The 22,915-nt window shown below is 65.9% G+C and carries 21 protein-coding genes; 9 read left to right on the top strand and 12 right to left on the bottom strand.

The genetic code is table 11. The features are described from left to right. Positions 1-101 precede the first annotated feature (101 nt). Positions 102-632: a MarR family winged helix-turn-helix transcriptional regulator gene (locus NV2_RS10380; RefSeq protein ID WP_067871351.1), complete on the bottom strand. Its 531-nt coding sequence runs from the start codon at positions 630-632 to the stop codon at positions 102-104. 272 nt (positions 633-904) lie between these two features. Between NV2_RS10380 and NV2_RS10375 the strand changes: the two genes are divergently transcribed. Further along, the gene (locus NV2_RS10375; RefSeq protein WP_067871430.1) at positions 905-2,581 is read left to right on the top strand and encodes a fumarate hydratase; all 1,677 of its coding nucleotides are present in this window, start codon (positions 905-907) and stop codon (positions 2,579-2,581) included. Between the two features lie 55 nt (positions 2,582-2,636). Here NV2_RS10375 and NV2_RS10370 read toward each other — a convergent pair whose 3' ends face one another. Beyond that, a complete protein-coding gene (locus NV2_RS10370; protein ID WP_067871350.1) occupies positions 2,637-2,984 on the bottom strand; it encodes a hypothetical protein in 348 nt (115 codons plus the stop codon). 347 nt (positions 2,985-3,331) lie between these two features. Further along, the gene (locus NV2_RS10360) at positions 3,332-3,859 is read right to left on the bottom strand and encodes a YbaB/EbfC family nucleoid-associated protein (protein ID WP_067871348.1); all 528 of its coding nucleotides are present in this window, start codon (positions 3,857-3,859) and stop codon (positions 3,332-3,334) included. Positions 3,860-3,970: 111 nt separating this feature from the next. On the opposite strand from NV2_RS10360, the gene NV2_RS10355 reads away from it, so the two are divergent. Genes NV2_RS10355 through NV2_RS31375 form a run of 3 tightly spaced genes read left to right on the top strand, consistent with a single transcriptional unit; the run spans position 3,971 to position 7,766 of the window. Further along, positions 3,971-4,288 (top strand): hypothetical protein, encoded by a 318-nt coding sequence (locus NV2_RS10355; protein ID WP_067871347.1) that lies wholly within the window; start codon positions 3,971-3,973, stop codon positions 4,286-4,288. 17 nt (positions 4,289-4,305) lie between these two features. Beyond that, positions 4,306-6,936 carry a TPR repeat domain-containing protein gene (locus NV2_RS10350; protein ID WP_067871346.1) on the top strand — a complete coding sequence of 877 codons (2,631 nt, stop codon included), beginning with the start codon at positions 4,306-4,308 and terminating at the stop codon, positions 6,934-6,936. 59 nt (positions 6,937-6,995) lie between these two features. Further along, positions 6,996-7,766 carry a hypothetical protein gene (locus NV2_RS31375; RefSeq protein WP_157102840.1) on the top strand — a complete coding sequence of 257 codons (771 nt, stop codon included), beginning with the start codon at positions 6,996-6,998 and terminating at the stop codon, positions 7,764-7,766. A 297-nt stretch (positions 7,767-8,063) separates the two neighbouring features. On the opposite strand, the gene NV2_RS10340 is transcribed toward NV2_RS31375, so the two are convergent. From NV2_RS10340 to NV2_RS10330, 3 genes are all read right to left on the bottom strand, one after another. Further along, positions 8,064-8,495 carry a hypothetical protein gene (locus NV2_RS10340; protein ID WP_067871344.1) on the bottom strand — a complete coding sequence of 144 codons (432 nt, stop codon included), beginning with the start codon at positions 8,493-8,495 and terminating at the stop codon, positions 8,064-8,066. 139 nt (positions 8,496-8,634) lie between these two features. Then, on the bottom strand, positions 8,635-8,847 hold the full coding sequence (locus NV2_RS30735) for a DUF397 domain-containing protein (protein WP_084474282.1): 213 nt from the start codon (positions 8,845-8,847) through the stop codon (positions 8,635-8,637). Then, the gene (locus NV2_RS10330) at positions 8,844-9,713 is read right to left on the bottom strand and encodes a helix-turn-helix domain-containing protein (RefSeq protein ID WP_067871342.1); all 870 of its coding nucleotides are present in this window, start codon (positions 9,711-9,713) and stop codon (positions 8,844-8,846) included. The genes NV2_RS30735 and NV2_RS10330 overlap by 4 nt, the downstream gene beginning before the upstream one ends. Positions 9,714-10,066: 353 nt before the next feature. Between NV2_RS10330 and NV2_RS10325 the strand changes: the two genes are divergently transcribed. Next, positions 10,067-10,417: a hypothetical protein gene (locus NV2_RS10325; RefSeq protein WP_067871341.1), complete on the top strand. Its 351-nt coding sequence runs from the start codon at positions 10,067-10,069 to the stop codon at positions 10,415-10,417. 347 nt (positions 10,418-10,764) lie between these two features. Beyond that, positions 10,765-10,977: a hypothetical protein gene (locus NV2_RS10320; protein WP_067871340.1), complete on the top strand. Its 213-nt coding sequence runs from the start codon at positions 10,765-10,767 to the stop codon at positions 10,975-10,977. Between the two features lie 338 nt (positions 10,978-11,315). Here the strand turns inward: NV2_RS10320 and NV2_RS10315 are convergent, their stop codons facing one another. Continuing rightward, positions 11,316-11,531, bottom strand: coding sequence for a hypothetical protein (locus tag NV2_RS10315; RefSeq protein WP_157102839.1), 216 nt, complete (start codon positions 11,529-11,531; stop codon positions 11,316-11,318). Between the two features lie 239 nt (positions 11,532-11,770). On the opposite strand from NV2_RS10315, the gene NV2_RS10310 reads away from it, so the two are divergent. Further along, positions 11,771-12,250 (top strand): M15 family metallopeptidase, encoded by a 480-nt coding sequence (locus NV2_RS10310; RefSeq protein WP_245662534.1) that lies wholly within the window; start codon positions 11,771-11,773, stop codon positions 12,248-12,250. A 301-nt stretch (positions 12,251-12,551) separates the two neighbouring features. Next, positions 12,552-12,764 (top strand): hypothetical protein, encoded by a 213-nt coding sequence (locus tag NV2_RS31370; RefSeq protein ID WP_157102838.1) that lies wholly within the window; start codon positions 12,552-12,554, stop codon positions 12,762-12,764. A 41-nt stretch (positions 12,765-12,805) separates the two neighbouring features. Here NV2_RS31370 and NV2_RS10300 read toward each other — a convergent pair whose 3' ends face one another. The 4 genes from NV2_RS10300 to NV2_RS10285 all read right to left on the bottom strand — a co-directional run bounded on the left by NV2_RS10300 (position 12,806) and on the right by NV2_RS10285 (position 21,245). Further along, on the bottom strand, positions 12,806-17,020 hold the full coding sequence (locus tag NV2_RS10300; RefSeq protein ID WP_067871337.1) for a TIGR02680 family protein: 4,215 nt from the start codon (positions 17,018-17,020) through the stop codon (positions 12,806-12,808). A gap of 2 nt (positions 17,021-17,022) precedes the next feature. Further along, entirely contained in the window at positions 17,023-18,426 is a 1,404-nt protein-coding gene (locus NV2_RS10295; protein WP_067871336.1) for a TIGR02678 family protein, read from the bottom strand. Then, on the bottom strand, positions 18,426-19,925 hold the full coding sequence (locus NV2_RS10290) for a TIGR02677 family protein (protein WP_067871428.1): 1,500 nt from the start codon (positions 19,923-19,925) through the stop codon (positions 18,426-18,428). Before NV2_RS10290 ends, NV2_RS10295 begins: the two co-directional genes overlap by 1 nt. A 180-nt stretch (positions 19,926-20,105) precedes the next feature. Further along, the gene (locus NV2_RS10285; protein ID WP_067871427.1) at positions 20,106-21,245 is read right to left on the bottom strand and encodes an NsdA family TPR-like regulatory protein; all 1,140 of its coding nucleotides are present in this window, start codon (positions 21,243-21,245) and stop codon (positions 20,106-20,108) included. Positions 21,246-21,514: 269 nt separating this feature from the next. On the opposite strand from NV2_RS10285, the gene NV2_RS10280 reads away from it, so the two are divergent. Continuing rightward, positions 21,515-21,820: a hypothetical protein gene (locus NV2_RS10280; RefSeq protein ID WP_067871335.1), complete on the top strand. Its 306-nt coding sequence runs from the start codon at positions 21,515-21,517 to the stop codon at positions 21,818-21,820. Positions 21,821-21,839: 19 nt separating this feature from the next. Here the strand turns inward: NV2_RS10280 and NV2_RS10275 are convergent, their stop codons facing one another. Continuing rightward, positions 21,840-22,730 carry a PAC2 family protein gene (locus NV2_RS10275; protein ID WP_067871334.1) on the bottom strand — a complete coding sequence of 297 codons (891 nt, stop codon included), beginning with the start codon at positions 22,728-22,730 and terminating at the stop codon, positions 21,840-21,842. Positions 22,731-22,915 lie beyond the last annotated feature (185 nt).

The following is a 22,915-nucleotide window of genomic DNA, read 5'->3' as shown; positions in this document are numbered from 1 at the left end:
GCGCGGTGTCTGTCGAGGCGCCGCAGTCGAGCCTAGTCTTACCCGATACCCGCTGGTGAACAAATCAAACACTCCGGCCCGGTGTGTGCTCTGCCACGCCCTCAGCCGCCGGGAGGAGCGGAACGGGCGGGAGTGAGCGAACCACTGCGGTCGATCCATGTGTCCACCCGTCGGTCAGGGGCGCGGTGATGGGTGAGCAATGTGTCGTAGATATCGGCGAGGGCGGTCAGCTGATCGCGATCCAGGACGTCGATCATGTGCCGGCGGACGCTGTCGACGTGTGCGGGAGCGGCGGTCGCCAGCACCTCCGCACCCTTGGTGGTGAGCACCGCGGCGGTGCGGCGCGCATCGTCGGGAATGGACTGGCGCGCGACCAGGCCGCGCTTCTCCATCCTGGTGATCTGATGTGACAACCGGCTCTGCGACCACTCCAGGACGGCGGCCAGGTCGGCGAAGCTGCGGCGGTGATCGGGTGCGTCGGCCAGCCGGGACAGCACGGTGTACTCGACGTGGGTGAGATTGGCGACACGGAGCGAATCACGGCCGACGGCCGCGGCGACGAGGTCTCGGGTGAACACGAAACCGAGCCACGCGCGGGTTTCGAGATCGTCGAGCCAACGGGGTTCGGTCACGGTTCCTCTCCAGGTCTGTGCGTGGTGATGGTATTGCCTTCCCGCTGTAGGCGACAGCCGATGTCGCACCCTGCCGGCGATAGCCGAGTCACCGTTCGGATCGACACCTACACCTCCTACGTTGAAGGTGCAACCTTTGCGTACGGCAATGCAGATTAGGCTGGCCTGCCCTCGGCGCGGTGCGGCGCCCTGGCTAGAGTCGGATCGTTGTTTCGGCCGATCGTGATTCGCCGCGGCCGAGTGCACCCGAAGACATACAAGGAGTGCGATTCGTGACCGCGCCAGAGTTCCGCTATTCGGATCTGCTGCCCACCGGAGCCGACGAGACCCCCTACCGGTTGCTGACCACCGAGGGCGTGAGCACCTTCGAGGCGGGTGGGCGCACCTTCCTCCAGGTCGAGCCCGAGGTGCTGCGGATGCTCACCGCGGAGGCGATGCACGACATCAGCCACTACCTGCGTCCCGCTCATCTGGCGCAGCTACGCAAGATCATCGACGACCCGGAGTCCTCCGGTAACGATCGCTTCGTCGCGCTGGACCTGCTCAAGAACGTCAACATCTCCGCGGGCGGCATCCTGCCCATGTGCCAGGACACCGGCACCGCGATCGTGATGGGTAAGAAGTCCGAGGGCGTGCTGACCGGCACCGACGACGCCGAGTGGATCTCCCGCGGCGTATTCGACGCCTACACCAAGCTGAACCTGCGGTACTCGCAGTTGGCGCCGATCACCATGTGGGACGAGAAGAACACCGGTTCCAACCTGCCCGCGCAGGTCGAGTTGTACTCCACCGCAGGCGATCCCGGCCATCCCGCCTACAAGTTCCTGTACATGGCCAAGGGGGGCGGTTCGGCGAACAAGTCGTTCCTGTTCCAGGAGACCAAGGCCATCCTGAACCCGGCTGGAATGCTGAATTTTCTCGACGAGAAGATCCGCTCGCTGGGCACCGCCGCCTGCCCGCCGTACCACCTTGCGGTCGTGATCGGCGGCACCAGTGCCGAATTCGCCCTCAAGACGGCGAAATACGCTTCCGCGCACTACCTCGACGCCCTGCCCACCGAAGGGTCGTTGGCCGCGCACGGTTTCCGTGATCTGGAACTGGAGGAGGAGGTCTTCAAGCTGACCCAGTCCTTCGGTATCGGCGCCCAGTTCGGCGGCAAGTACTTCTGCCACGACGTGCGGGTGATCCGGCTGCCGCGCCACGGTGCCAGCTGCCCGGTCGCGATCGCGGTGTCGTGTTCGGCCGACCGGCAGGCCCTGGCCAAGATCACCCCCGAGGGTGTCTTCCTGGAGCAGCTGGAAACCGAGCCGGCCCAGTATCTTCCGGAGCAGACCGACGCCATCCTCGGCGGCGATGTGGTCAAGGTCGACCTGAACCGCCCGATGTCGGAGATCCGCGACGAACTGTCGAAGTACCCGGTCAAGACCCGCCTGTCGTTGACCGGCCCGCTGGTGGTGGCGCGTGATATCGCCCACGCCAAGATCAAGGAACGTCTCGACGCCGGCGAGTCGATGCCGCAATATCTGCGCGATATGGCCGTCTACTACGCTGGCCCCGCCAAGACCCCCGATGGCTACGCCTCCGGTTCCTTCGGCCCCACCACCGCGGGCCGGATGGACTCCTACGTCGACCAGTTCCAGGCGGCCGGCGGTTCGATGGTGATGCTGGCCAAGGGCAACCGCTCGGCCCAGGTCACCAAGGCGTGCAAGGAACACGGCGGCTTCTACCTCGGCTCCATCGGTGGCCCCGCCGCCCGCCTCGCCCTGGACTGCATCAAGAACGTCGAGGTCCTCGAATATCCGGAACTCGGCATGGAAGCGGTCTGGAAGATCGAGGTCGAAGACTTCCCGGCCTTCATCGTCGTCGACGACAAGGGCAACGACTTCTTCGCCGAGACCCAGAAGCCGATCGCCCTTCGCGTGCGGACTCGGTCCAAGGAACGGGTCTGATAGTGAACCGGGGCCGTAGGTGTGCGGCCCCGGGCATCCCGGCCGGGCGGTGAACTCAGTCGAGCAGCTCGTCCGGAGTGTTCGCGGTGAAGACTCGGATGTTCCAGGCGCGGACCTGTGCTGGGTCCGCTGATTCAACTCTGTGAATGGTGCCGGCAGGGAGTGGACCGAACTTAGCCGTCATGAGTTCGATCAGTGCTTCGGTGCGTCCGAGGGCTTTGATGCTTTCGCCGGTTGTCATGACCGCCTCCTGTGCGTGCGGGCCGAGTTGTCTGAATACTACTGCGAGGTCGGCCCCTGGGGCTTCGCCGACTGCCATGAGGTACGTGAGGATGGCCCGGTAGTCGCTGAGCGGGTCCGGGCCGTACTCCAGTTCGCGGAAGTCGTCGAGCCAGTCCAGCATATCGTTTCCGAGCGCAGTGTTCTTGGGGGCGATGCGTTGCAGGACGAGCAGGATCCGCGCCGCGGGAGTCAGGTCGCGTTTACGCAGGGCGGCGGGGTCGAGTGCGGCGATGTCGTCGAGCAGGAACCGCAGCCGGGGCAGGTACGGGCCCAGGGCCTCGCGGTCGGGGATGTCGAGGTCGATGAGCCGTTGCCCACGGCAGCCAATCAGGCAAACGGGGTGAATCGTGTAATACGCTCTGCGCGAGACGGTTTGAGGCCGGCCGGTCGGATACTTTCGATGCTGGATCGTTCCGGGTGAACCAGTGCGCTCGGGATCAATGTCTTCGGGGCCGGGATCTCGCCGGCTCAGACCAGCCAGGATTTGCGTTGATAGTAGGAATCCTGATCAACATCGTCGTCATACAGGTCGTATGGAGGTAGCGCTTGATGTGCTGTCGGCGTTTGCCGGTTGATCGATCGTGAATCATTGGTTCTCACAAATGGATCCGTCGCTGGGTGTGTTGACGGCCGAGTGTCATGGCTGACGGGCAACGGGGGTGGCGCGGTTGTTGTGAGCGGTTGATCCATCGCATCCGACGTTGCTTGAATGGCAGCGGTGATGCGGGGATCGGCCTGGAAAGCCTCCATCGCGGTGCTCACTTGCGACCGGGCGCTGGTCAACGCCTGGGCTGCCAGCCTGGATAGTTCAGCCGCTACCGCCGCCCCGCCGTAGACCAGGGCGCGATCATCGATCCGGATCTCGATCTCACCGTCGGCGCAGGCTTCGACGGCCAACAGCCCATCGGAGGATCGCGCGGACGACCGGGCTGTGGTCAGTGCCTGGACCAGACTTCTCGTATTCTCCTGCATCGGATCGAGGTTCCCGGTGCCCATAGGTATTCCTCCACTCCCCACACTGCGCTGCAGTGTTCCGCGCTGGGGCCACCATACCGGCGTTTCGGTCGAACTGGGCAAAACGGGGCCTGTCTCGTAATATCGTCGCTCGTGGGGAATCCGCTGGGTGAAACATTCAAAATCGATGGCGCCGATGCCGCCGTTCTGGCGCGAAATGTGAAGAGTCATGCTGGTGAGGTCAAAACGGTGCCGCTGGGCGGTGCTGGCCTTGCTCTGACCAATGCGTTTCCCGGATTCCAGGTCGGGCAGGCGTATGCATCCGTCAGCCCAGTGGTGCGGAGCGCCGTGGACGACATCGCCGGCATATTCGACGCGCTGGCCGCCAACACTGTCACGGTGTCTGCGATATTTCTGCAGGTAGACGAGGACCGTGCACGTGAGTACGACCGCGTCGACAGTGGGCGCTGAGGAGGCAGGGGGGCGACATGGCGGCAACGAGATCGCAAGCGGAGACATGTGATCCGAACGCGCTGGACGGGTTGATCACCGAATGGCGGACCGTGCACGACACGGTGCAGATCAACCTCGACAAGTCGGGCAACGAGTTTCGTCAGTCGAGCGACTTCTGGACCGGAAAGACTGGAGACCGGGCGCGTGACACTGCTGCGGCGGCAGTCACCGCAGGTCGACGCTTCACCGAGGACCTACAGACTGCGATCACCACCCTGACAGCGGATCGGGATGCGATCTGGGGGGCGAAGAATCGTGCGACACAGGCGATCTCGGCGGCCGTGCAGGCGAAGTACGATGTGTCCGACGATGGCAACGTCGAGCCGAGTCACGGCGCCAAGGTGGCAGCGACCTCGTCGTTGGACAACCCGGATGACCAAGGTGCAGCCCTGGCTGCGCTGCTCAAATACGGTAAGGATACGTTCGAGCTGCCGATCAAGTCGGCGCTGAACGACCTGGGCACCGCAATCACGAATGCTGGTACTCATATCCAGAACGCGTTGCCCGACACCCAGGGCGTCACCACGGTGGCGGCGGAGGCGCCGGCGAAGCTTGATCCGAGGATGAAGCTTACAGGGGACCAGGGGCGTGAGGACGGCGAGACCATCGCGGACGGGAAGTTGTCCGACGATGAACGCGCCAGGATTCTCGAACATCTGACACAGGCGGGAATCAGCAAAGAGGATTGGAATGCAATCCAGCGCGGGGAGGTGCTCACAGTCCCGCAATCGACAATGGACTACCTGACGAACCTGTACGACAAATCCGGCCGCGACGGTCTGCTGACCCTGTCGGAGAACCTGAAGAACGACGGCTCGTCGCAAGCGCAGCAGTTGCGGGCGGGACTGGCCGGCGGAATGATGACCCTCTCCAACGAGAGTGTGGTCACCCGGGACACGCAAGGAAAGATCGTCGATCGCGGCGGGTTCGGCAAACTCAACTCTGAGATCCGAGAAATCGTCGGCACCCGCCCCAATCTGGCGGGTGCCCCTGATTCGAACACTCGCGAACTGCCCGATGACTATCGGCCAGGCATGTTCGGTCCCAAGACCGATCATCGCAGCGCGATCCTGGACTACAACGCGGACCTGGCGGCCTTCGGTGACTTCATCAACGCTGGCGACCCGGACTACATGCCGGGGGATCGGCTCGGGGTCGAGATGGGCCGCCAGGCAGCCCACCAGGCCTGGATCCTCGATCATGGCGGGATCGGTGACTATATGGGCACCAAATACCCCGATGCCGAAGCGCTCCGTGACTCGGAGAACGCCGCACAGAGCCTGCTGGGTGCCGCCGGGCGCAGCAACGATGCGAGTTACGCGTTGCTCACCGGAAATGGCAGTGACGAGTTGTTCGGCAAAGACACACCGGGGCAGTCCTGGCACGCCTACGACCACGAATCCGCCATGGGCGCCATCCTCACGCACGAATGGTCCGACGACGGCGCCGCGGCAGGCTCGTTGATGGACTGGGTGAGCGGTGACGCTACCAACGCCGATCCGACCCGGGCCGAGCATGCCGGCGAGGCTGCCGGCGCCCTCGCGGAATTGCTGTCGACTACAAAGACGGGCGGCGGTGTGAACATGTACGACACCCTGCTCAATATGCCCGGTCAGGAGAATCATTCGCTCGGGCAGGTGAATCCGCTCGTCACTCGCAGTATTGCGAACAGTCTGGCGCCGTATGTGGGTGACATCGTGGGGGCTCCTTCCGAGATCACGGGAACCAGTGGGTTCCCGGCCGACAGCGTCGGCCCGGTCGACGGCACCCGCATTTTCAGCATTCTGGACGGCGATCCGAGAGCCGGTGCGACGATCAATGGTGCGGCACTAGGGCTCGCCGAGAAGATCGACCGCAACTTCGCCGCGGGGGCTTTCGGTGGCGGCGAGGAACAGCGAGGGTTGGGCACGTATTCGGGACGTTTGCAGGCATTGGTCGACAGTGGGATGGCCGCGGAGGTAGCGGATTTCACGACGGATGAGACCGCGCGCGCCAAGGCGCTGGCAGATCAGAAATCGGCCGCCTACGGCGTGGCACAGAACCTGTTGGGGCTGACCGGCATAGCGGGGCCTGCGGGCGCGATCGGCGGTCCACTGGCTCAGGCGGTATCGGAGTACTACAAGAATCCGCTGACCAGTGTTGACCCGGACCTTTCCGGGCAGATTCGTGACGATTATCTGGAAGATTCGGACCATCATGGCTACGACGCATCGCGGTCGCGAACCATCGGGGCGCAAAATTACAACATGATGGCGCAGCTCATCGAATCGGGAAGAGTGCAGCCGCTGATGTTGCCACCCGATGTTCGGGACGTAATGCTCGAATCATCACCGGATGGATCCTTTACCGTGAAGCCGTATCTGTCGGCCGCGAATACCGACGACAAGGCAGATCTGCTGGCAGACAAGCTCTCGACCGACCTGAACAATTCGGGTGTCGACGACGGTGGTCGCCTGGAATATATGCGCTTGGGTACCCAGGTGAATGATTGGTTCCGGCGGGAGATCATCTCCAGCGGGACGTCCGATGGTCAAGGCTCGCTGGCCGTGTTGAAGACCGACGAGTTGGAGAAGAAGGGGAAAAACAATTGGCTGGCGTCCTGGTGAGTCGGTGGGGGGCTTCGATCGTTTCTTCCAAGACGTCGTCTCGCAAGGTTGTTCGTTCGATGCGGGCTGTGACGGTGTTGTCAGTCGTGTTGTTGTTGGGCGCGTGCGGGAGTCAGAATGATTCCCGCAGTTCGTTGCCGGCGATGGAAGTATTTCCCTACAGGCCTCCACTGTCGATTTCGGACGCCACATCCGTGTGGAGTGTTGAACCGGGTATCGATTTGTCGAGTATCGAGGCGAAGCTGTCGAGAGGTGCCGCCGAGTCGGAATTCATCGGGAACTATAGTCGCTTCGTCGATACGTACGCCGGCTTTGAAAAGGCACAGACCAGCGACATCGGATCCCATGTGGCCTCTGCGTTCATGGGCAAGGGATTGGTGGGGACCCTGCAGTGGCGATTGATGTCTTTGGTGACGACGAAAGACGGATTCCAGTCGTTGAGTTGTCTACAGGTCGCCGGAACGGCGACCACAGCGTCCTATCCGCAGTATGATTCTCCGCGCCTCGGAACGATCGAGAGTACGCGTACGACGTTTACCCGGGAGATCGGCCGTGACGCCTCACCGACGGTGCAGTCTGTTCCGTCTGCGATTTTTCCGGGCATGAAGGGGTTGGATCCCGAAGCGTATTGGGCTGGTCCGCCGATCAATATTTTTTCTGGCTGGAAGATTGCTGTGGTGAATTCTGATCCGGGCGATATGGATCGGTGTCGACCGTGGGGATATTCATTGTTTCCGAAGCCGCCGAAGACGAAGGAAATGGGCGATATGCTTTTCACTGTTCGCACAACCGAGCGGCCTGAAACGCTGCCGTCGTCCCCTGGTTGGTGAAAGCACGGCGCCCCGTCGGAAGCTTCTTCTTCAGCAGAACCATCGGGTCAGTGGTTCGGAGGGCTTGATCTGGGCGAGGTGAACTCAGTTCGTCGAGCGTGTGGCCTGTGAGGATTCGGTTCATCCAGGTGCGGACCTGCGTGGGGTCCGCAGATTGGACTCGCTGGCTGGTGGCGGCCGTGAGTGGTCCGAATTTAGCGGTCATCTTTTAGATCAGTATCTCTGTCCGTACGCGGGCGTCGATTTGTTCTCCGGTTCTCATGATTGCCTCCACTGCTCGCGGGCCGGGCCGAGCTGTCAGTCAGCGGAAGCTTGTGCTGCTGCGCCTTGCTCCAATGCTGCTACGACGGCCTCGAATTCGGCCAACGCCGCCGTCAAGTCTTCGACGATTTCTCGGGCGATGATCTCCGGGGCGGGAAGATTCTCGGTGTCTTCCAGTGATTCGTCACGCAACCAGGTGATATCCAGGTTGGTCTTGTCGCGGGCGATGAGCTCGTCGTAGGTGAACGATTTCCAGCGCTGGTACTCGACGCGGGTCTCGCGGTCGCGGCCCGGACCGTAGGAGGTGACAAAGTCGTCGAGGTGGTGCGGCGTGGTGGGTTCTGTTTGAGCGTGAAGTCTGGTTGGTGCGCAGGTCGTAGACCCACAGCTTGCGCGCCGGTGATCGACCGCCTGATCCCGGGGCCGGATCAGGCGGTCGCATCGTCGGGGACGGGCCAGTAGGACCACATCTTGTCTACGAGACGACGGGCATCGGTCATGGAGGACGGTCTTTCATGTTGGCGAAGCCCTGCCGCTCGCGGCCGAACCTACGTGCAGGTCGACCAGCCGGATCGAACCGATTGTGGAGGGAGTCGCCATGGAATCGCTATGCCTGGGGCCGGAACAGTTCGCCGTGGCATATCTCGCCCGTGAAGGCGTCCCATTCGTCGGGCGTGAACACGAGAGCTGGACCCTGTGGGTTCTTGGAATCACGGACGCCGACCTGGCCGCCGCCGAGGAACGCGACCTCGACACACTCCCTGGTACCGCTACTTCGGCTGCTCTTGAACCACTGCGCTCCGGATAAATCGATATTCATCGTGCATGCTCCTTCGCTACCTGCCGCAACGTTGCCCTGCTGGCTGCCGCGTCGAGTGCGGCGGTCTGCACGGCTCCGTATGCGTCAGCGTACCGGCGGACGCTAGCGGGTTTTTCCAAATACAAGTCGCCGGTGAAGGTTTCCACGTATACGACAGTGTTCTTGGCAGCGGCGAACTGCAACATCACGAAGGCACCGACCTGGTCTCCCAGCGGGATGCCGGCCGCAAACGGGACAACCCTCACCTCGATGTTCGCGCGGATGCTGATGTCCGCGAGATGGCGGACCTGGAAGCTCATCACCTTGCCGCTGCCAACCACACGCCGGAGCGCAGCTTCGTGGATGATGAGCTGCAGCCCGGCTGGGTGCGCCTTGCGGGTGATGAGTAGCTGTCGGCGCATCTTGAGCTGGACGTGCCGCTCGATCTCGGCTTCCGGTGCATCCGGCAACGAACTGCGTGAAAGTGCTCGTGCATAGTCGGGGGTCTGTAGTAGGCCCGGGGCCAGTTCAGGCTGGTAGGTGACGATCGTCTGTGCGGCAGTCTCCAACCCCACGTAGATGTCGAAGTCCGCCGGGATCAGGTCGTCGTACTCATGCCACCAGTTCTTTGTATCCGCCTGCTGAGCAAGGCCTTTCATGGCCTCGATCTTCTCTTGATCGAACTGGTACAACCGGCAGAAGGCCTCGATCTCCGGAAGTGACAGCTTTTGCGTCAGTCCCTTCTCGATCCGCATCAATGTGGGTGCGGAGCGTCCGACATATGCGGCAGCTTGCGCCAGCGTCAGTCCGGCCTCATCGCGCGCCTGCCGCAGGTAATAGCCGAGCTGGCGCTTCGGCAGGGACAGCGGTTCCCCGTTCTCGGCCATCGAATGCCCCCAATCTGTTTCGTTTCACACTGAAACGGTGCTTCGGGAATCCTGTAATCCGTCCTGGCGCTTTACAGCACTTCCACCGAAATTTCGTGTCGCGCAACCAGTCCAGGCGGGTGAGTGGTGTTCTGGTGTCGCAAGCGAGGCAAATGTATAAACCGAGACCGCTACTGCGGTCCGTACCAACCAAGAGGAACCCGAAAAATCGCTCGCACCAGGGCGACCGTGGTCGCGGGGTGTAGCCCGTGTCCGTGTCGCTGCTACCGACCATGATAGCCGACTCGTATCGGTTCGGCGAGCGTTCGTCTCGAATAGCCCACTGATCCAATGAAATCGAGGGAGATGAAACCGTGCACAACCCGCTGACCGACGAGGTACGGGTCACCCCGCCGAGTATCTGTGAACTCTCGCAGATCGAACTTGCCCACGCCACGATGCAGCAGCATCTGTGTTGCCGTGCCGAACACTGTGCCTGGAAACAGGTCGCCTACCACACGCTGGTGCACTTCCACCGGGTCGAGCCGCCGCGGTTGAGTCCCCGCGAGCGGGCGCACTGCCGCGGTGTCGAATTCCCCGCCGCCCAGGAAACCGGCAAGCCGTTTCGGCACGGCGTGGTTCCGGCGGAAACGTTCCGGCAGGTGCTCGCCGGACTGAACGAGCTCGCAAACGGACTGTACCCGAACGATACTCGGGTCGAGTGATTGCCCGATGGGGACCTGGAACGCCCTGTCGAGCATTGTGACGGTGTTGTCGGGATGTGGGGTGGCGCTGCTTGCGGCCGGTTGTCTCTGGCCGGGTGACCCCGCCGCACCACATGACAGCTCGTGCGGCAGCAATCGACGCGAAGGTCGGCCCCGAACGTTCGCGTGGCCGTCGGAGTGGAGCTGCGCGTGCCCTGACCGCCCGTTCACCCTCGCGGAGGCCCACCTGTGGATGCAGGTCCATCGCGATCACGACTGTCCACGCAAGCGGTCCGCCTTCGCGGCCCTCGTTGCCGCCGGACGCATCCAGCCCGATTCCAGCCGACGAGCACGATGGAGCCGCACCGATGACTGATACGGGACCGAACAATGGAGCCGCACAACCGGATCCACACGCCGAACGGATCCGCCGACTGGTCGCCCGAGCCGAGAAGGCGGGGTATGTTCTCGTGCGCAGTGCCGCCCCGCGCCACGAATGGAAACTCATGGATGGTGACTACGGGGAGGATATCGTCACCACCACCGATCTCAACCGGATAGAGCAATGGCTGGACACCTGATCCGGTGTATCCGCGTCGCGACCGATGCAGTGCCGCAAAGCGATTCGGCCCGGAGATGATTGCGCCGGGTGATCCGGCGGCGTCGGTTGCTTACTCGCCGGTCGGCGCGTCGGTCGCGGCGTGGAGTTCCCCGCGCAATTCTTTGTAATCGGCCACCTGCGCCGCTGCCTGATCGTGGGCGCCCTGAGCATAGACAATCATGCCGCGAGTCAACGTTCCAACGGGTCTCCCGCCGGCCCAGATCTCGCCAACGGCACCGCCAGGACCTGGGCCGGCGACGCCATCGGCAGATGAACGACCGTGTTCGACAGTTGAGGGCAGTAGCTTCTGCGCCTGAGCTAGTGGGGCGGTGTGATGCCTGCACGGGTCGCGCGACGGTGTCGGGTGGGCGTGACACCGCCCTGGTGAACCATGCGACGTCGCGTTACCTCGTCGGCATCCGAAGGAATGCGGCGGGTGCGAGCCGGGGCGAGCGTGGCGAGGGCGACGAGTGCGGTCGCTCCCAGTGCGGCAGCGACCGCTACCAGGGTGTTCGCGGTCATCGGAAGTGCCACGACTGCCTCCTCGTCGTCGTCGGGTCGACAGAACACAGGACCGCTTCGCACGGTAGTGGCTGTGATGGCGCTCGCCCGCGATAGACACGCCACTGGCGGAAAGCGAGTTCGGGCCGGGCGCGGTGGCGCGAACCGGTCGCGTGACGACGAGGTGGACAATCTCCGGCGGCTCGCGCACCCGACGGTGCGTCCGTGCCCGGGGCGGGGGCAAGGGGTAGGTGGTGGCTAGGATCGCTTTCATGTTGCGCGGACTGGCGGGGACAGCGGTGATGGTCGGAGTGGCTGTGGCGGGCGCGACCGGGACCGGTACCGCCGCACCCGTTGCGACCGGATCCGCGGCCGGCAGTGCGGGACTGGATCCGCTGCTGGCCGCGGCGTACTCGCTGGCCGAGCAGCAGGCGCACGAACAGGGGGTACCGCTCGAGATCGTGTCCGGCTATCGCACCCGTGCGGAACAGCAGCAGCTGTGGGACGAGGGGATTGCCACCTACGGCAGCCCCGAGGCGGCGCGGCGCTGGGTACTGCCGCCCGACGAATCCACCCATGTGACCGGGCACGCGATCGATGTCGGCCCGCAGCAGGGAGCACAGTGGTTGCAGGACAACGGAAATCGTTTCGGGCTGTGCCGGACGTTCGTGAACGAGTGGTGGCACTTCGAGTTGCAGACCTTCCCCGGCGGCACCTGCCCGCCCATGGTGCCCGACGCGAGTGTGCGCTGATCGAATCGGCGAGATATTAGCAACCGATTGGTATTCGGAGCTTTTCGTCCGGACACGCCGAATGTCCTGCTTATTATCGGTGTGGCGTCTGCGTGGATCCGGCACGCTGAAGTTCCAGCGGCATTTCGGCAAATCCGCCGAATGTTCGAAACGAGTGGAGGTTCGGGTGCGAGCGCGGGTTCCGGGGTGGCGGAGCGGATCGGTAATGATGTCGAATGCGCGTGCAGGAACCAGGAATCGAAAGGGAGCCGACCGCGGAGTCCGTTGCGGCACGGCCGGTGGCCGGTCCGACATACCCTCGGTGCAACTGATTCCGCCGACCGGCCTGCAGTCGATACCGGGCGGTTGGCTGCTACTGGAACTGCCTACCGCCTTGCTGATCGCGGTATTCGTCGGTACCGGATGGGTCGGCTATGCCGCGTCGGAGGTGGAGCCTGTTCCCGAACTGCCGCTGACCGCAGTGGTCGCACCGGGCGATCAGGATGCACTGTCGGTCACCTTCGGCGAGAACTGAGCGTGCGCCGCAGCCGCTGAGCCCGGCGCACGCCCAGTGCGTCAGGTGCTCGGTTCCAAGACCTCGTCCAAGGGAATTCCGCCCTCCACCGTGTGCGGGGTGCGGCGGCGGTTGGGGGAGCCGAGCGCCGTGCTGAGGTCGGACCCGTCGTGCTCGGCGAGTAGTGCCGAGGAATCCCACACCAGCAGCGTCGCGCTGACCGTGTTCTCGGCTGCGGAATGCGCGAGATCGTAATGCGCGCATGCCGGTACGTGATCGTAGGTGATCCACAGGTCGTAGCCGGTCATGAACAGGTCCAGATCGAAATCGACCGACAGGCCCAGCAATTCGCTGCGGCCGTTGTCGTCCACACCGGCGAACGCCTCGTCCAGGGCGAGCAGGCGCGGCGCCTGCGGGTCCGCCGAATCCAGCATCACATGCGCGGCGGCGAACAACGGTAGATGCAGTGAGACGGACTGTTCGCCACCCGAGAGCGCACTGTGCCGGGCGACGGTCAGCCGGTCCTCGGAGCCGTCGACATTGACCAGGGAGAACGAGAACACCCGCCACGTGCGGTAATCCAATGTGGTAGCCAGGATCTCCGGATAGGAGCGCTCCGGATGCGCGGCGCGAGCGGCCCGGATCTCGGCGGCGAAATGCGCACGCACCGTCGCCAGATCACCGGGACCGAGGTCGGTGGCGGTGTGATCGAGTAGTTTGCACACCGCCCGCGCCGACTCCGACAGATTGTCCGCCAGCACCCAGTGCACCCCGATCGTGTTACCCGAGGACATCCGGCGCTGTTTCATCTCCGCACCCATACGAGCGATCAGATCCCTTGCATCACAGGTACGTTCGTGGATCTGCTGTGCCAGCCCGGTGAGTAGGGCATCCTCCAGGATGCGGCGTTCGGCGTCGGTGAGCAGCAGTTCCTGATCCGAGCGCGCGGCGGCGATGCGATCGGCGAAATCCGACAGTGGCGCCACACCGTTGTCGTCGTGCACCTGCACCACGGTGAGACCGTCGGCGGCATCCCACTGCAGCCGGTAGTCCTGGCGTGCCGCCGACAACGCGGCGTCGAATTCCTGTAGGGCCGCGGTCACCGCGGTGCGGGTGGATTTGCGGGCCGATTCACCGGCGCGCACCGATGCGGTCGCGGTGCACAGATCCTCGAACAGTGCATGGACCTCGGCCGGCAGCACCGGTGTCTCGGTTTCCGGACCACCGGATTCGATCCGGTAGAGCAGTTGGTCGGCGGTCGACCAGGCCGCCGAGGTGCTCGGCCAGCGGTGCTCGACGGACGCCCCCAGCAGCGCCAGCAGATCCGCGCGGGCATAGGGCGCCAATGCTCGAACATCGGCGAGGAGTTCGGTGAGCGCGGTCCCGAGCGCCTCGTAGGCGGCGCGGTAGCTGCCCTCCGCGGAGCCGACGGCTTCGATGGCCTCGGCGGCGGCCTTGCGGGCGTTGCGCTGTTCGGTGCGCGCGGCCTCGATCCGCTCGCGTGCCCGCTCCAGTTCACGATCGATATCGGCTGCATCGGCACCCAACGCCTCCCGCAGCGTCTCGAGGGTGCGCACCTGCTCCTCGTAGCCGACCCGCGCCGCTTCGGCCTCCTCCGCGAAAGCCTCGGCCAGATCACGGGATTCGGCGAGGCGGTCGCCGGCCTCGCGAGCCCGTTCGGCGTCGCGTTGCTGCTCGCCCCGCACCCGCAGCAGCGCCGTGCCCGCATTCTCGAAATGCCGGACGGCGGCCGCGAGCGCATCCAGTTCGGCCGGATCGCGGGGCGCGGACCGGGCCGCGGCCACTGCGCGCACCTTCTTGTCCGCCGCGGTGTAGGCGGCGACCGCCTGGTCCAGTTCCTGCTCCGCCCGTGCCGCGGTATCGGTATGAGACCGCAGCACACCCGCGGCCTCCGAGACCGCACGCAGGGCGGCGGTGACCGTGGTGGTGCGCGGCAATTCCCGGGCCGCCGCGGCGAGTTCGCCGACGTGCTCCTCGGCTGCGGCTGCCTCCTCGGCGGCTGCCTGCGCGGCCTGTTCGGCCGCGGCGATCTCCACGGCCAGATCGGTGAGTCGCTGTTCGCGGCGGCGAGCCCGGGCGGTCGCTCCGATGAATTCGGCCTGTGGCTTGTGGTGGCGACCCAGCTGCACGCCGTGGCGGAAGGTGCCGTCACCGGAGACGACCACAGGTTCCTCGGACCGGGAAGCGTTGTCTCGCACAGCGATAGAGCTCAGCACGTCGGCGAGGCGGGCGCGCGACACCGCACCCATCGCCGAATCACTGCCGTCCCCGACACCGTCCTCGATGCTCAGCACATCGGCCAGCGTCGGCGCGGCGGGACGCGACGGGGCGGGCAGCGCAACCAGGACGGTGTCGGACTCCAGGGGGCCGGTCGACTCGTCCCCGACCCACGCGTCGAGCATTCCCATCGCATGCAGCGTGGCCTCGATCGTCGCGGCACGTTCGGGATCCACATCGTCGGCGAAACGCACCAGCCGCCACAGTGGTGCGCCGCCGCGGTCGGACCGGGAGCCGGTGCGGCCGAAGGTGACCGGAGGAGCATCGTCCTGTTCGGCCGCGATCGTCTGCCGTTCGGTGCGCAGCGCCGCGGTGTGGGTACGGGCCTGCTCTGCGCTCGCGCGTGCCTGCCGGCGGCGGTCACGCAACTCTTCGGTGAGCTGTTCGCTGTGCTCGGTGAGAACCTGCGCGAGCGAGGGCGCATCATCCGCACCTGCCTGTGCCACGGCGGCTTCGAGTGCCTCGAACAGTTCGGCGACCCCGGCGTACCGGTCGCGGTGGGTGTCCCACCAACCCCGCAGTGCCGCTGCGGTATTCGACCGGGCCACGGTGACCTCGGCCTCGGCCTCGGCAAGTGCGGCCGCCGCGGTGTCACGCAGGTCGGTGCCGTGTTCGACGGTGCGCTGGGCTCGATCGCGGTCGGCGGCCGCGGCGTCGGCCGCGGCCATCGCCGTGCGGACCGCGCGTACATCCGCGTCGCGTTCCTCGGCATGGCTGCGCACCGTCGTGACCAGCTGCTCGGTCCGAGCCTGCTCCGGCAGCGTGGTCCACCCGATGCCCGCTTCCTCGGCCGCCTCCCGCAGCTCGTTCTCCGCGCGAGCGAGCGCTGCCACGGCGCTGTCCAACGCGGTCGCGGCTCGTTCGGACTCCGCGGCCCGCTGATCGGCGCTCTGCTGTGCCTTGGTGGCCTTGTCGCGGTGCACCGCGGCCGAGGATTCCAGTCGCCGCACCGCTCCGGCCAGATCGTCGAGCTGCTGTTTGCCCTCGTATGCGCCCGAACGCTGCAATGTTTCGCGATCGGTGAGGGCCTGCTCGTAGGCGGTATCGGCGGCGTCGGCGCGCTGTTCGGCCGCGGTGCGCTCGCCCTCGCGCCGCTCGCGCAGCGCGGCCGCGGCGAACAATGCGGTACTGCCGTGGGTGACCGCGTCCAGCCGGGTGCGGACCTGTTCGACATCGCCCTTCGCCTGCACCGCCAGATATTTGCGGTAGGTGCCGACGAATGCCCGGGTGGCGGAGTCGGCGGCGACGAGCCCTTCGAGGGTGCGCCCGACCTCCTCCATATCGCTGAACGAGCGGGCGGCGTCGAGGATGAGCTGATCGTCGAGCGGACGCAGACCGTCGGTGAGTGCCTGCGAGAGTCCGCGCGGATCCAGGTTCTTCGCCAGCTGTGGGCGCCGCAGCGTGAGAATCAGATTGATCAGCTGGTCGTAGCGCTGCACCCCGAGCCCGAACATTCGCGCGTCGATCGCGGCACGGTAGTCGACCGGCCGGTCCACGATCGCATCGGTGCCGATCTGCTCGGCGAGCTGCTTGCGGGTGAAGGGCCGATCGTCCGGGCCGATCAGCGAGAAATCCACGCCCACCCGGCCGTCGGCGACGAAGTACCAACGCGTCACCTTGTCGGAGGAGCGGGTGGCGCGCATCCCGATCCCGACGGTGACCACTTCCGGCTCCGTCCAGTGGCCCCGCGCGAACTCCATCCACACGTACGAATACGCCGAATCCTGCTTGCGATAGAGCAGATTCGACTTCATCGTGCGCTCTTCACCGGCGAACGGGTTGAGCCGGCGCGGCTCGATCCGCCCGTCGAACACGAACGGGAACAGCACCTCGAGAGCCTTGGTCTTGCCGGAACCGTTCGGGCCGCGCAGCACCAGGCGCCCGTCGGCGAAGCTGAACTCCTGATCGCGATAGTCCCAGAGGTTCACGATGCCGGCTCGGGTCGGGATGAAGCGGACTCCACCGTGTATGAGGTCCATGGTTACTCCGTCGCCTTTCCTGAGGTGTCGGCGGATGCGGGATCGGTGGCGTGGCTGCTCAGTGTGCGGGCCGAGGCGAACAACTCGCTTTCCGCACGCTTGCGGACCGTCACCACCGTCCCGCGGTAGCGGGCCAGGGCCGGTAGGGCGAGGATGCCGCCGTCGACGACCTGCACCAGCGCCAGCCGGTTCAGCAGCGTGATCGCCTCGGTGGTGAGTCCGCCGGGATCGGCCTGCCACTGGGCGGCGAAGGTGGATCCGTACCGCTCGGTGAGTGCGATCACCGTGGCGCGGATCCAGTCGTCGCCGATGAAGGGATGGGTGAACTGCTCGCCGCCGGATTCCTCGTCGGTGGGTTCGGCGTCGTCTTCGGTGTCGTCGGTCACCAGTGGTGCGAAGACGGTGGCCGCCGGGATCGCGGCATCGAGGCCGTCGGCGAGCTCGGTGGAGAGGGGCGGGCGGGGCCGCCGCGGCAGCGGATGATCGATGTCGAGAGCCAGGTCCGCGATCTCGCCGATCAGCAGCAACGCCACCTGCGCCAGCGTTCCGGTGCTCGGGAAACGCACATCGGAGAAGCGTCCCGAGGCGTCGATGAGCGCGACGCCCTCGCTGCGACGTTCGGCGCGCAGGCCCGTCAGCAACTCCACCTCCGCAATGATCTTCTCGTTGCCCAGCGCGGAACGTTCTGCCTCGGCGAGGGTTTCGGAGTAGACGACCGGCAGTTCGACCAGCGCCCGGCGTACCCGCCGCGCAGCCGCGGCTCGGGTACCGGGGCCCGCGCCCTCGTCGTCGGTGAGCAGGGCACGCACGCTGTGCAGATGCTGCAACGCCCGCGGCGGCCGGAAGATCGCGAACACCACCGCGCGGTCGATGTCGTAGAGCGCCTCACCGGCATCCGGGTCGGCGGCCCAGCCACCGGCATCCCCATCGGCGAGGGTGAGCGCGCCGCGCGCGGCCAGCCAGGCCACCGCGTCGACGAATGCGTCCCGGTCGGCGGCGCGTTCGGTGGACAAATCCAGCCCCGGCACCCGCGTGGCGTAGGCGGCGACCTGATCGGCCAGCTCCGACAGGGTGATCTGATCACCGGCACGTCCGAGCGCTGCGAGTGCCAGTGACAGATACGCGTAGCGGCGCCGGTCGAAAACCCGGTCGGCGGGGGTGCGTGCGGGGCGACCGGTGTCGAACCGGTCGGGTGCGGGAAACAGTCGCGCCGTGGTCTCGGTGACCTCGAGCCGGTAGCCGAGCAACTCCGCGAGGTCCTCCCGCAGCTCGGTGGCCCAGCGGCGGATCAGCGGGAGCGCGATGCGATCCGGGAAGGTCCGGGTCACCAGATGATTGGCCAGCAGGGCGCGCGCGGCGCGCTGGTAGCTGTCGAGTGCCAGCGGGTCGATGGTGCGGGCGTGCATCACGACCGCCGGGATCCGGTGCGGGAATTCTCCCGGACCTCGAGCCGGCGGTGATCCAGATACAGCAATCCCTGTGCGGTGCGGACCACGGTCGAGCCGGGATGTTCGCGCACGGTCAGGGTGACGCCGCTGTCCGAACCGCTGGTGCCCACGCGCCCGCTGACCGGAACCCAGGCGGTCGAGGCCGCATCCAGCAGGCGCAACAGCACCTCGGTTTCGCGTTCGTCGAGTTCGCGCTCGTGGATGTCCTCGGAAGCCAGCGACAGTGCCGCCGCGGCGCGGGCGCGCTGGCTCTCGAGCTGAGCCTGACGCAGTCGCCGCACTCCGGCGTCGTTGCGTACCAGCCGCGCGGGTGCGCCGGGGGTGGGCTGGCGGCCGGTCTCGGCCAGGGTTCGGGCGATCTCCAACGGCGCCGCCTCCCACCAGGACCGATGAGCGGGAATGACATCGGCATCGGGGTGAGCCATCGACAGGTGCCGCGGTTTGCCGAGGCCGAAGACGACGTCGAACAGTGCGTGGGCGCTGTCCGCGGTCGGTGCGGCGGCGAACCAGCCGGCCAGATGTCGCAGCGCCGATTCCCGGCTGACTCCGCCCTTGCGGGTCTCGGTGACTCGGCGCAACAGCGACAGCACCGCCGCGATGGCGCTCATGGTCGCTTCCCGCAGCCGATCGGCCTCCGTGGCGGCGGCAGCGTCGGAGGTGAGATCGGGCGTCCGATCGCGCACCGCGACGAACCAGCCCCGCAGACCCTCCCAGCGTGCGCGCCAATCCGTCTCCCGCGCCCCGAGATCGAGCAGCACCCGCTCGTCGCAGGACGCGGCGCGGGTGATCAGCAGTTCGGCGCCCGTATCGTCGACCTCGGCGATGGCTGCCGCCAGCCGCGGCGCGTAGCGGGCCAGGTCCATGCTGAATTCCCGCATATGCGCGAGCAGTGCATCCTTGTGCGCGAGAAAGGCTTCCGGGGTGGCCTCGGTGGTGCGTACCAGGTCGCCGAGGGTCAGATAGAAATGCGCGGCGTGGTCGGCGAGTTCGGAGAGGGCGGTATCGAGCCGCTTGAGGATCCGGTACGCGCGTTCGGCGTCGCCGGCGCGGTTGGCCTGGGCGAGTGCCTGCAGATCCGACAACAGCTCGGGGAGCACCAGCCGCGACAGCGCCGCCTCGTCCAACCGTGCGTCCAGGACCTCGTCGACCGCCCGGAACGCCTGGTATCCGGCCCGGGAGAACTGGTAGACGTAGTGCCGGTTGCGGTATTCGGCCAGTGTGGCAGCCCGGGTGCCGTCATAGCTACGCTCCAGCACACCCCAGGTGTGTAGTTGCTCGAGGAGGGGACCGATCTCGGTGCCGGTGAGCCGCGGTGCGCGTGGCAGCCGGGCGAGGGTTTCGGCGACTTCGTCGGCATGCAGAAGGACCACGTAGGCGGCGCGCGCTCGATCGAAGGCGCGGAGCACCCACAGGTAGTCGGTGCGCTTGTCCGCGGTCGCGAAGGAGAACAATCGCAACCGGTCGGCACCCTCGATCGCGGCCCCGTCACCCTCGGGGGAGGGGCCCTCGAACAAGGCGGGTTCGGCGGGTAGCAATCGGCCAGCGGACTCGGTCACCGGCACGAGCGTAATACCTGCCGCCACGCGGTGACGGTGCGCCCGCATCTCGGCGCGCCGCCACCACGGAGCGGGCGGGAATCAGACGGCCGCCAGCACCCGCATCTGTTCGAGATAGGCGCGGGTACGAGGATCGGAGGGGTACCGCTCGATCATCTCGCGGGCGGCTTCGCCGGCGATCCACAACAGCGACGGCAGTGAGCGCCGCTTACCGTCGAACGCGCGCATCGCCTCGTCGACCGCCAGCTCCAGATCGCGATCACGCACCGCGACTACCGCCAGGGTCAGCTGCGCCTCGGATACCCGCATCGGCTGGCGGACCGTTCCGTCCAGGCCGATGGAGCTGCGAATCACCTGGCGGGCATGGCTTTCGGCCGGTCGATTGTCGCCGGCGACCCGGCAGCAGTCCATGGCATAGAAATCGAACTTCTGTGGGTCGACCACGAAGTGGTTGTCCAGGTTCACCGGGACGTCGAGGTGCTGCAGGATGGTGCGGCCACGGTCGAGTGCCCGCTCCATCGCCTCGCGATCGCCGATGCGGGCCCAGGCCTTGGCCTGCTGCGCGGCCAGCTGGACGTCCACGCCCAGGCCGCGGGAGTCGTCCAGGGCGGCCTCGGCGACCTCGATCGCGCCGCGATAGTTGCCCTGGGTGATGGCGAACCAGGCCGCCATTTCCGCACCCCAGCCGATGATTTCGGGATGTTCGGCCTCGTGACCGAGCGACAGCGCCGCGCGACGGGTCGCCTCCGCGGCGGTACGCCGGCCCAGGTCGTAATCGACGCAACCGACCAGCAGCGCCACCCAGCCGGCCAGCACGAGCACCTCACGGTGCTGGGACAGCGTCAGCCTGCCGTCGAGCAGCGAGGTGATCCGCCGCAGCCAGGCGGTGCCCTCGGCGTGGAGTTCGTGCGGATCGGCGAAAGGGTATTCACAGCAGAGTCGTTCGGCGGTGATCCGGATGGCGTCCAGTGTCGCCGAGGAGATGTCGGACATACGGAGGCGGCCGATGAATTCCAGAGTGTCCATACCGGTGGAAGACAGCAACTCGTCGTCGCGGTTCGGTCGCGCCTTGGGGAAGAACGCCGCGGTCACGGTGTCGAACGCCGCGGCGATGATCGGTGCGTAGAAGTCGTCGGGTCTCGACTCACCCGATTCCCAGCGGCGCCAATTGCGCAGCAGGGTGCTGTCGGTCGGTAAATTATGGGATGACTTGGCGCGCATTGCGCGCACGGCATCTGCTTGGGACCACCCCCTGGCGTCTCGTTCGGAGCGCATCCTGACAGCCCAGACGGGTCGATCGTCACTCACGGCCACGTCTGTAGTATCCCACCAGTTAACGCCGGATGGACGAGAGGGCACGAGGTTGTCCGTCATTGACATCTGCAATTGCATTTGCAGATGACAGATGCTCGATTCGGGCGGTTTTCCCGTCCGCCGCAGTACTCCACAAGAGAACAGCGAGTTCCTTACACATCCCAACGGAGGTTCGGGTGGAAGCGTTGATCTATGGATACGTGCGTGACGACCTGGCCGAAGGTCATGCCGCCGAACTGGAGGATGCGATGTGCACCCTCGCCAGCGAGGTCGGCCTCTGTTTCGCCGCCACGTTCCATGAATCGCTCCATGGTGACGGCACCGCATTCGCCGAGCTGACCGCAGAACTGAAGCGGTCCGAGGCGCACCATGTGGTGGTCCCGTCACTCGATCACCTTGCAGGCCAGACCATTCCGCGTGAAGTTCTGCTCGCGAAACTGGCCCACGACGCGGAAGCTCAGGTGTTGACCATCGACACCTGAACCCCCGCGGACCGGGCGGTCAGCGCCCGAATCCCCCCTTGCCGCCACCCCGGCGGCGCAGATACTTCTCGAATTCGGCGGCAATCGCGTCGCCGTCGATCTTCGACATCGCATCGTCGATGTCGACCGCGGCATCGCCGCGCTCCTCCAGTGACCGCACGTACTCGGTGACTTCTTCGTCGTCCTCGGTCATCTCGTCGACCGCGGACTCCCAGTCCTCGGCCTGCGCCGGCAACTCGCCGAGCGGCACTTCGAGGTCGAGGACGTCCTCGACGCGGCGCAGCAGCGAGATCGTCGCCTTGGGATTCGGCGGCTGCGAGACGTAGTGCGGAACCGCAGCCCAGAACGAGATCGCCGGCACACCCGCGCGCACACAGGCGTCCTGCAGCACCCCGGTGATACCGGTCGGTCCCTCGTAGCGGGTCTGCTCCAGATTGAACTGCTCGGCCGCGTCCTTGCTGTAGGCGGTGCCGGTGACCGGAACCGGGCGGGTATGTGGGGTATCGGCCAGCAGGGCGCCGAGGATCAGGACCGTCGACACTCGAAGCTGCTCGATCATCTCGATGATGTCGGAGCAGAAGGCCCGCCAGCGCATATTCGGTTCGATGCCGTGCAGCAGGACGATATCGCGTTCACTGCCGGGCGGTGAGCACACCGACAGGGTGGTGGACGGCCACTGGATCTCGCGGGTCACGCCGTCGACCTGACGCACATTCGGCCGGTTGACCTGGTAATCGTAGTAATCCTCGGAATCCAGCTCGGCCAGGGGTTCGGCGTCCCAGATCAGTTCCAGATGTTCGATGGCGCCGCTGGCCGCATCGGCCGCATCGTTCCAGCCCTCGAAGGCGGCTACGAGAACCGGATCGCGCAGGGTCGGAAGCGCCGGATCGGATGGTGCACTGGGGTTCACCAGGTCAGCCTACGGTGTGCGAGGAATCTTGTCGGAGGTAATTGCGGCGACCCCGCGTGTCGAGGAGAACGGGTGCCGGCTCGCCCCGTCGGAGCCGGCCTCGGCACGCAGCGGCGCACCGCTACCGGACAGCATCGTCGGTCACGGCCCGGCCGCGTGGCCCGGCACCGAGTGTGCTGGAGCAC

This window comes from Nocardia vermiculata NBRC 100427 (assembly GCF_001613265.1).
Taxonomy (GTDB): domain Bacteria; phylum Actinomycetota; class Actinomycetes; order Mycobacteriales; family Mycobacteriaceae; genus Nocardia; species Nocardia vermiculata.
This window is presented reverse-complemented; position numbering and strand designations above follow the sequence as displayed.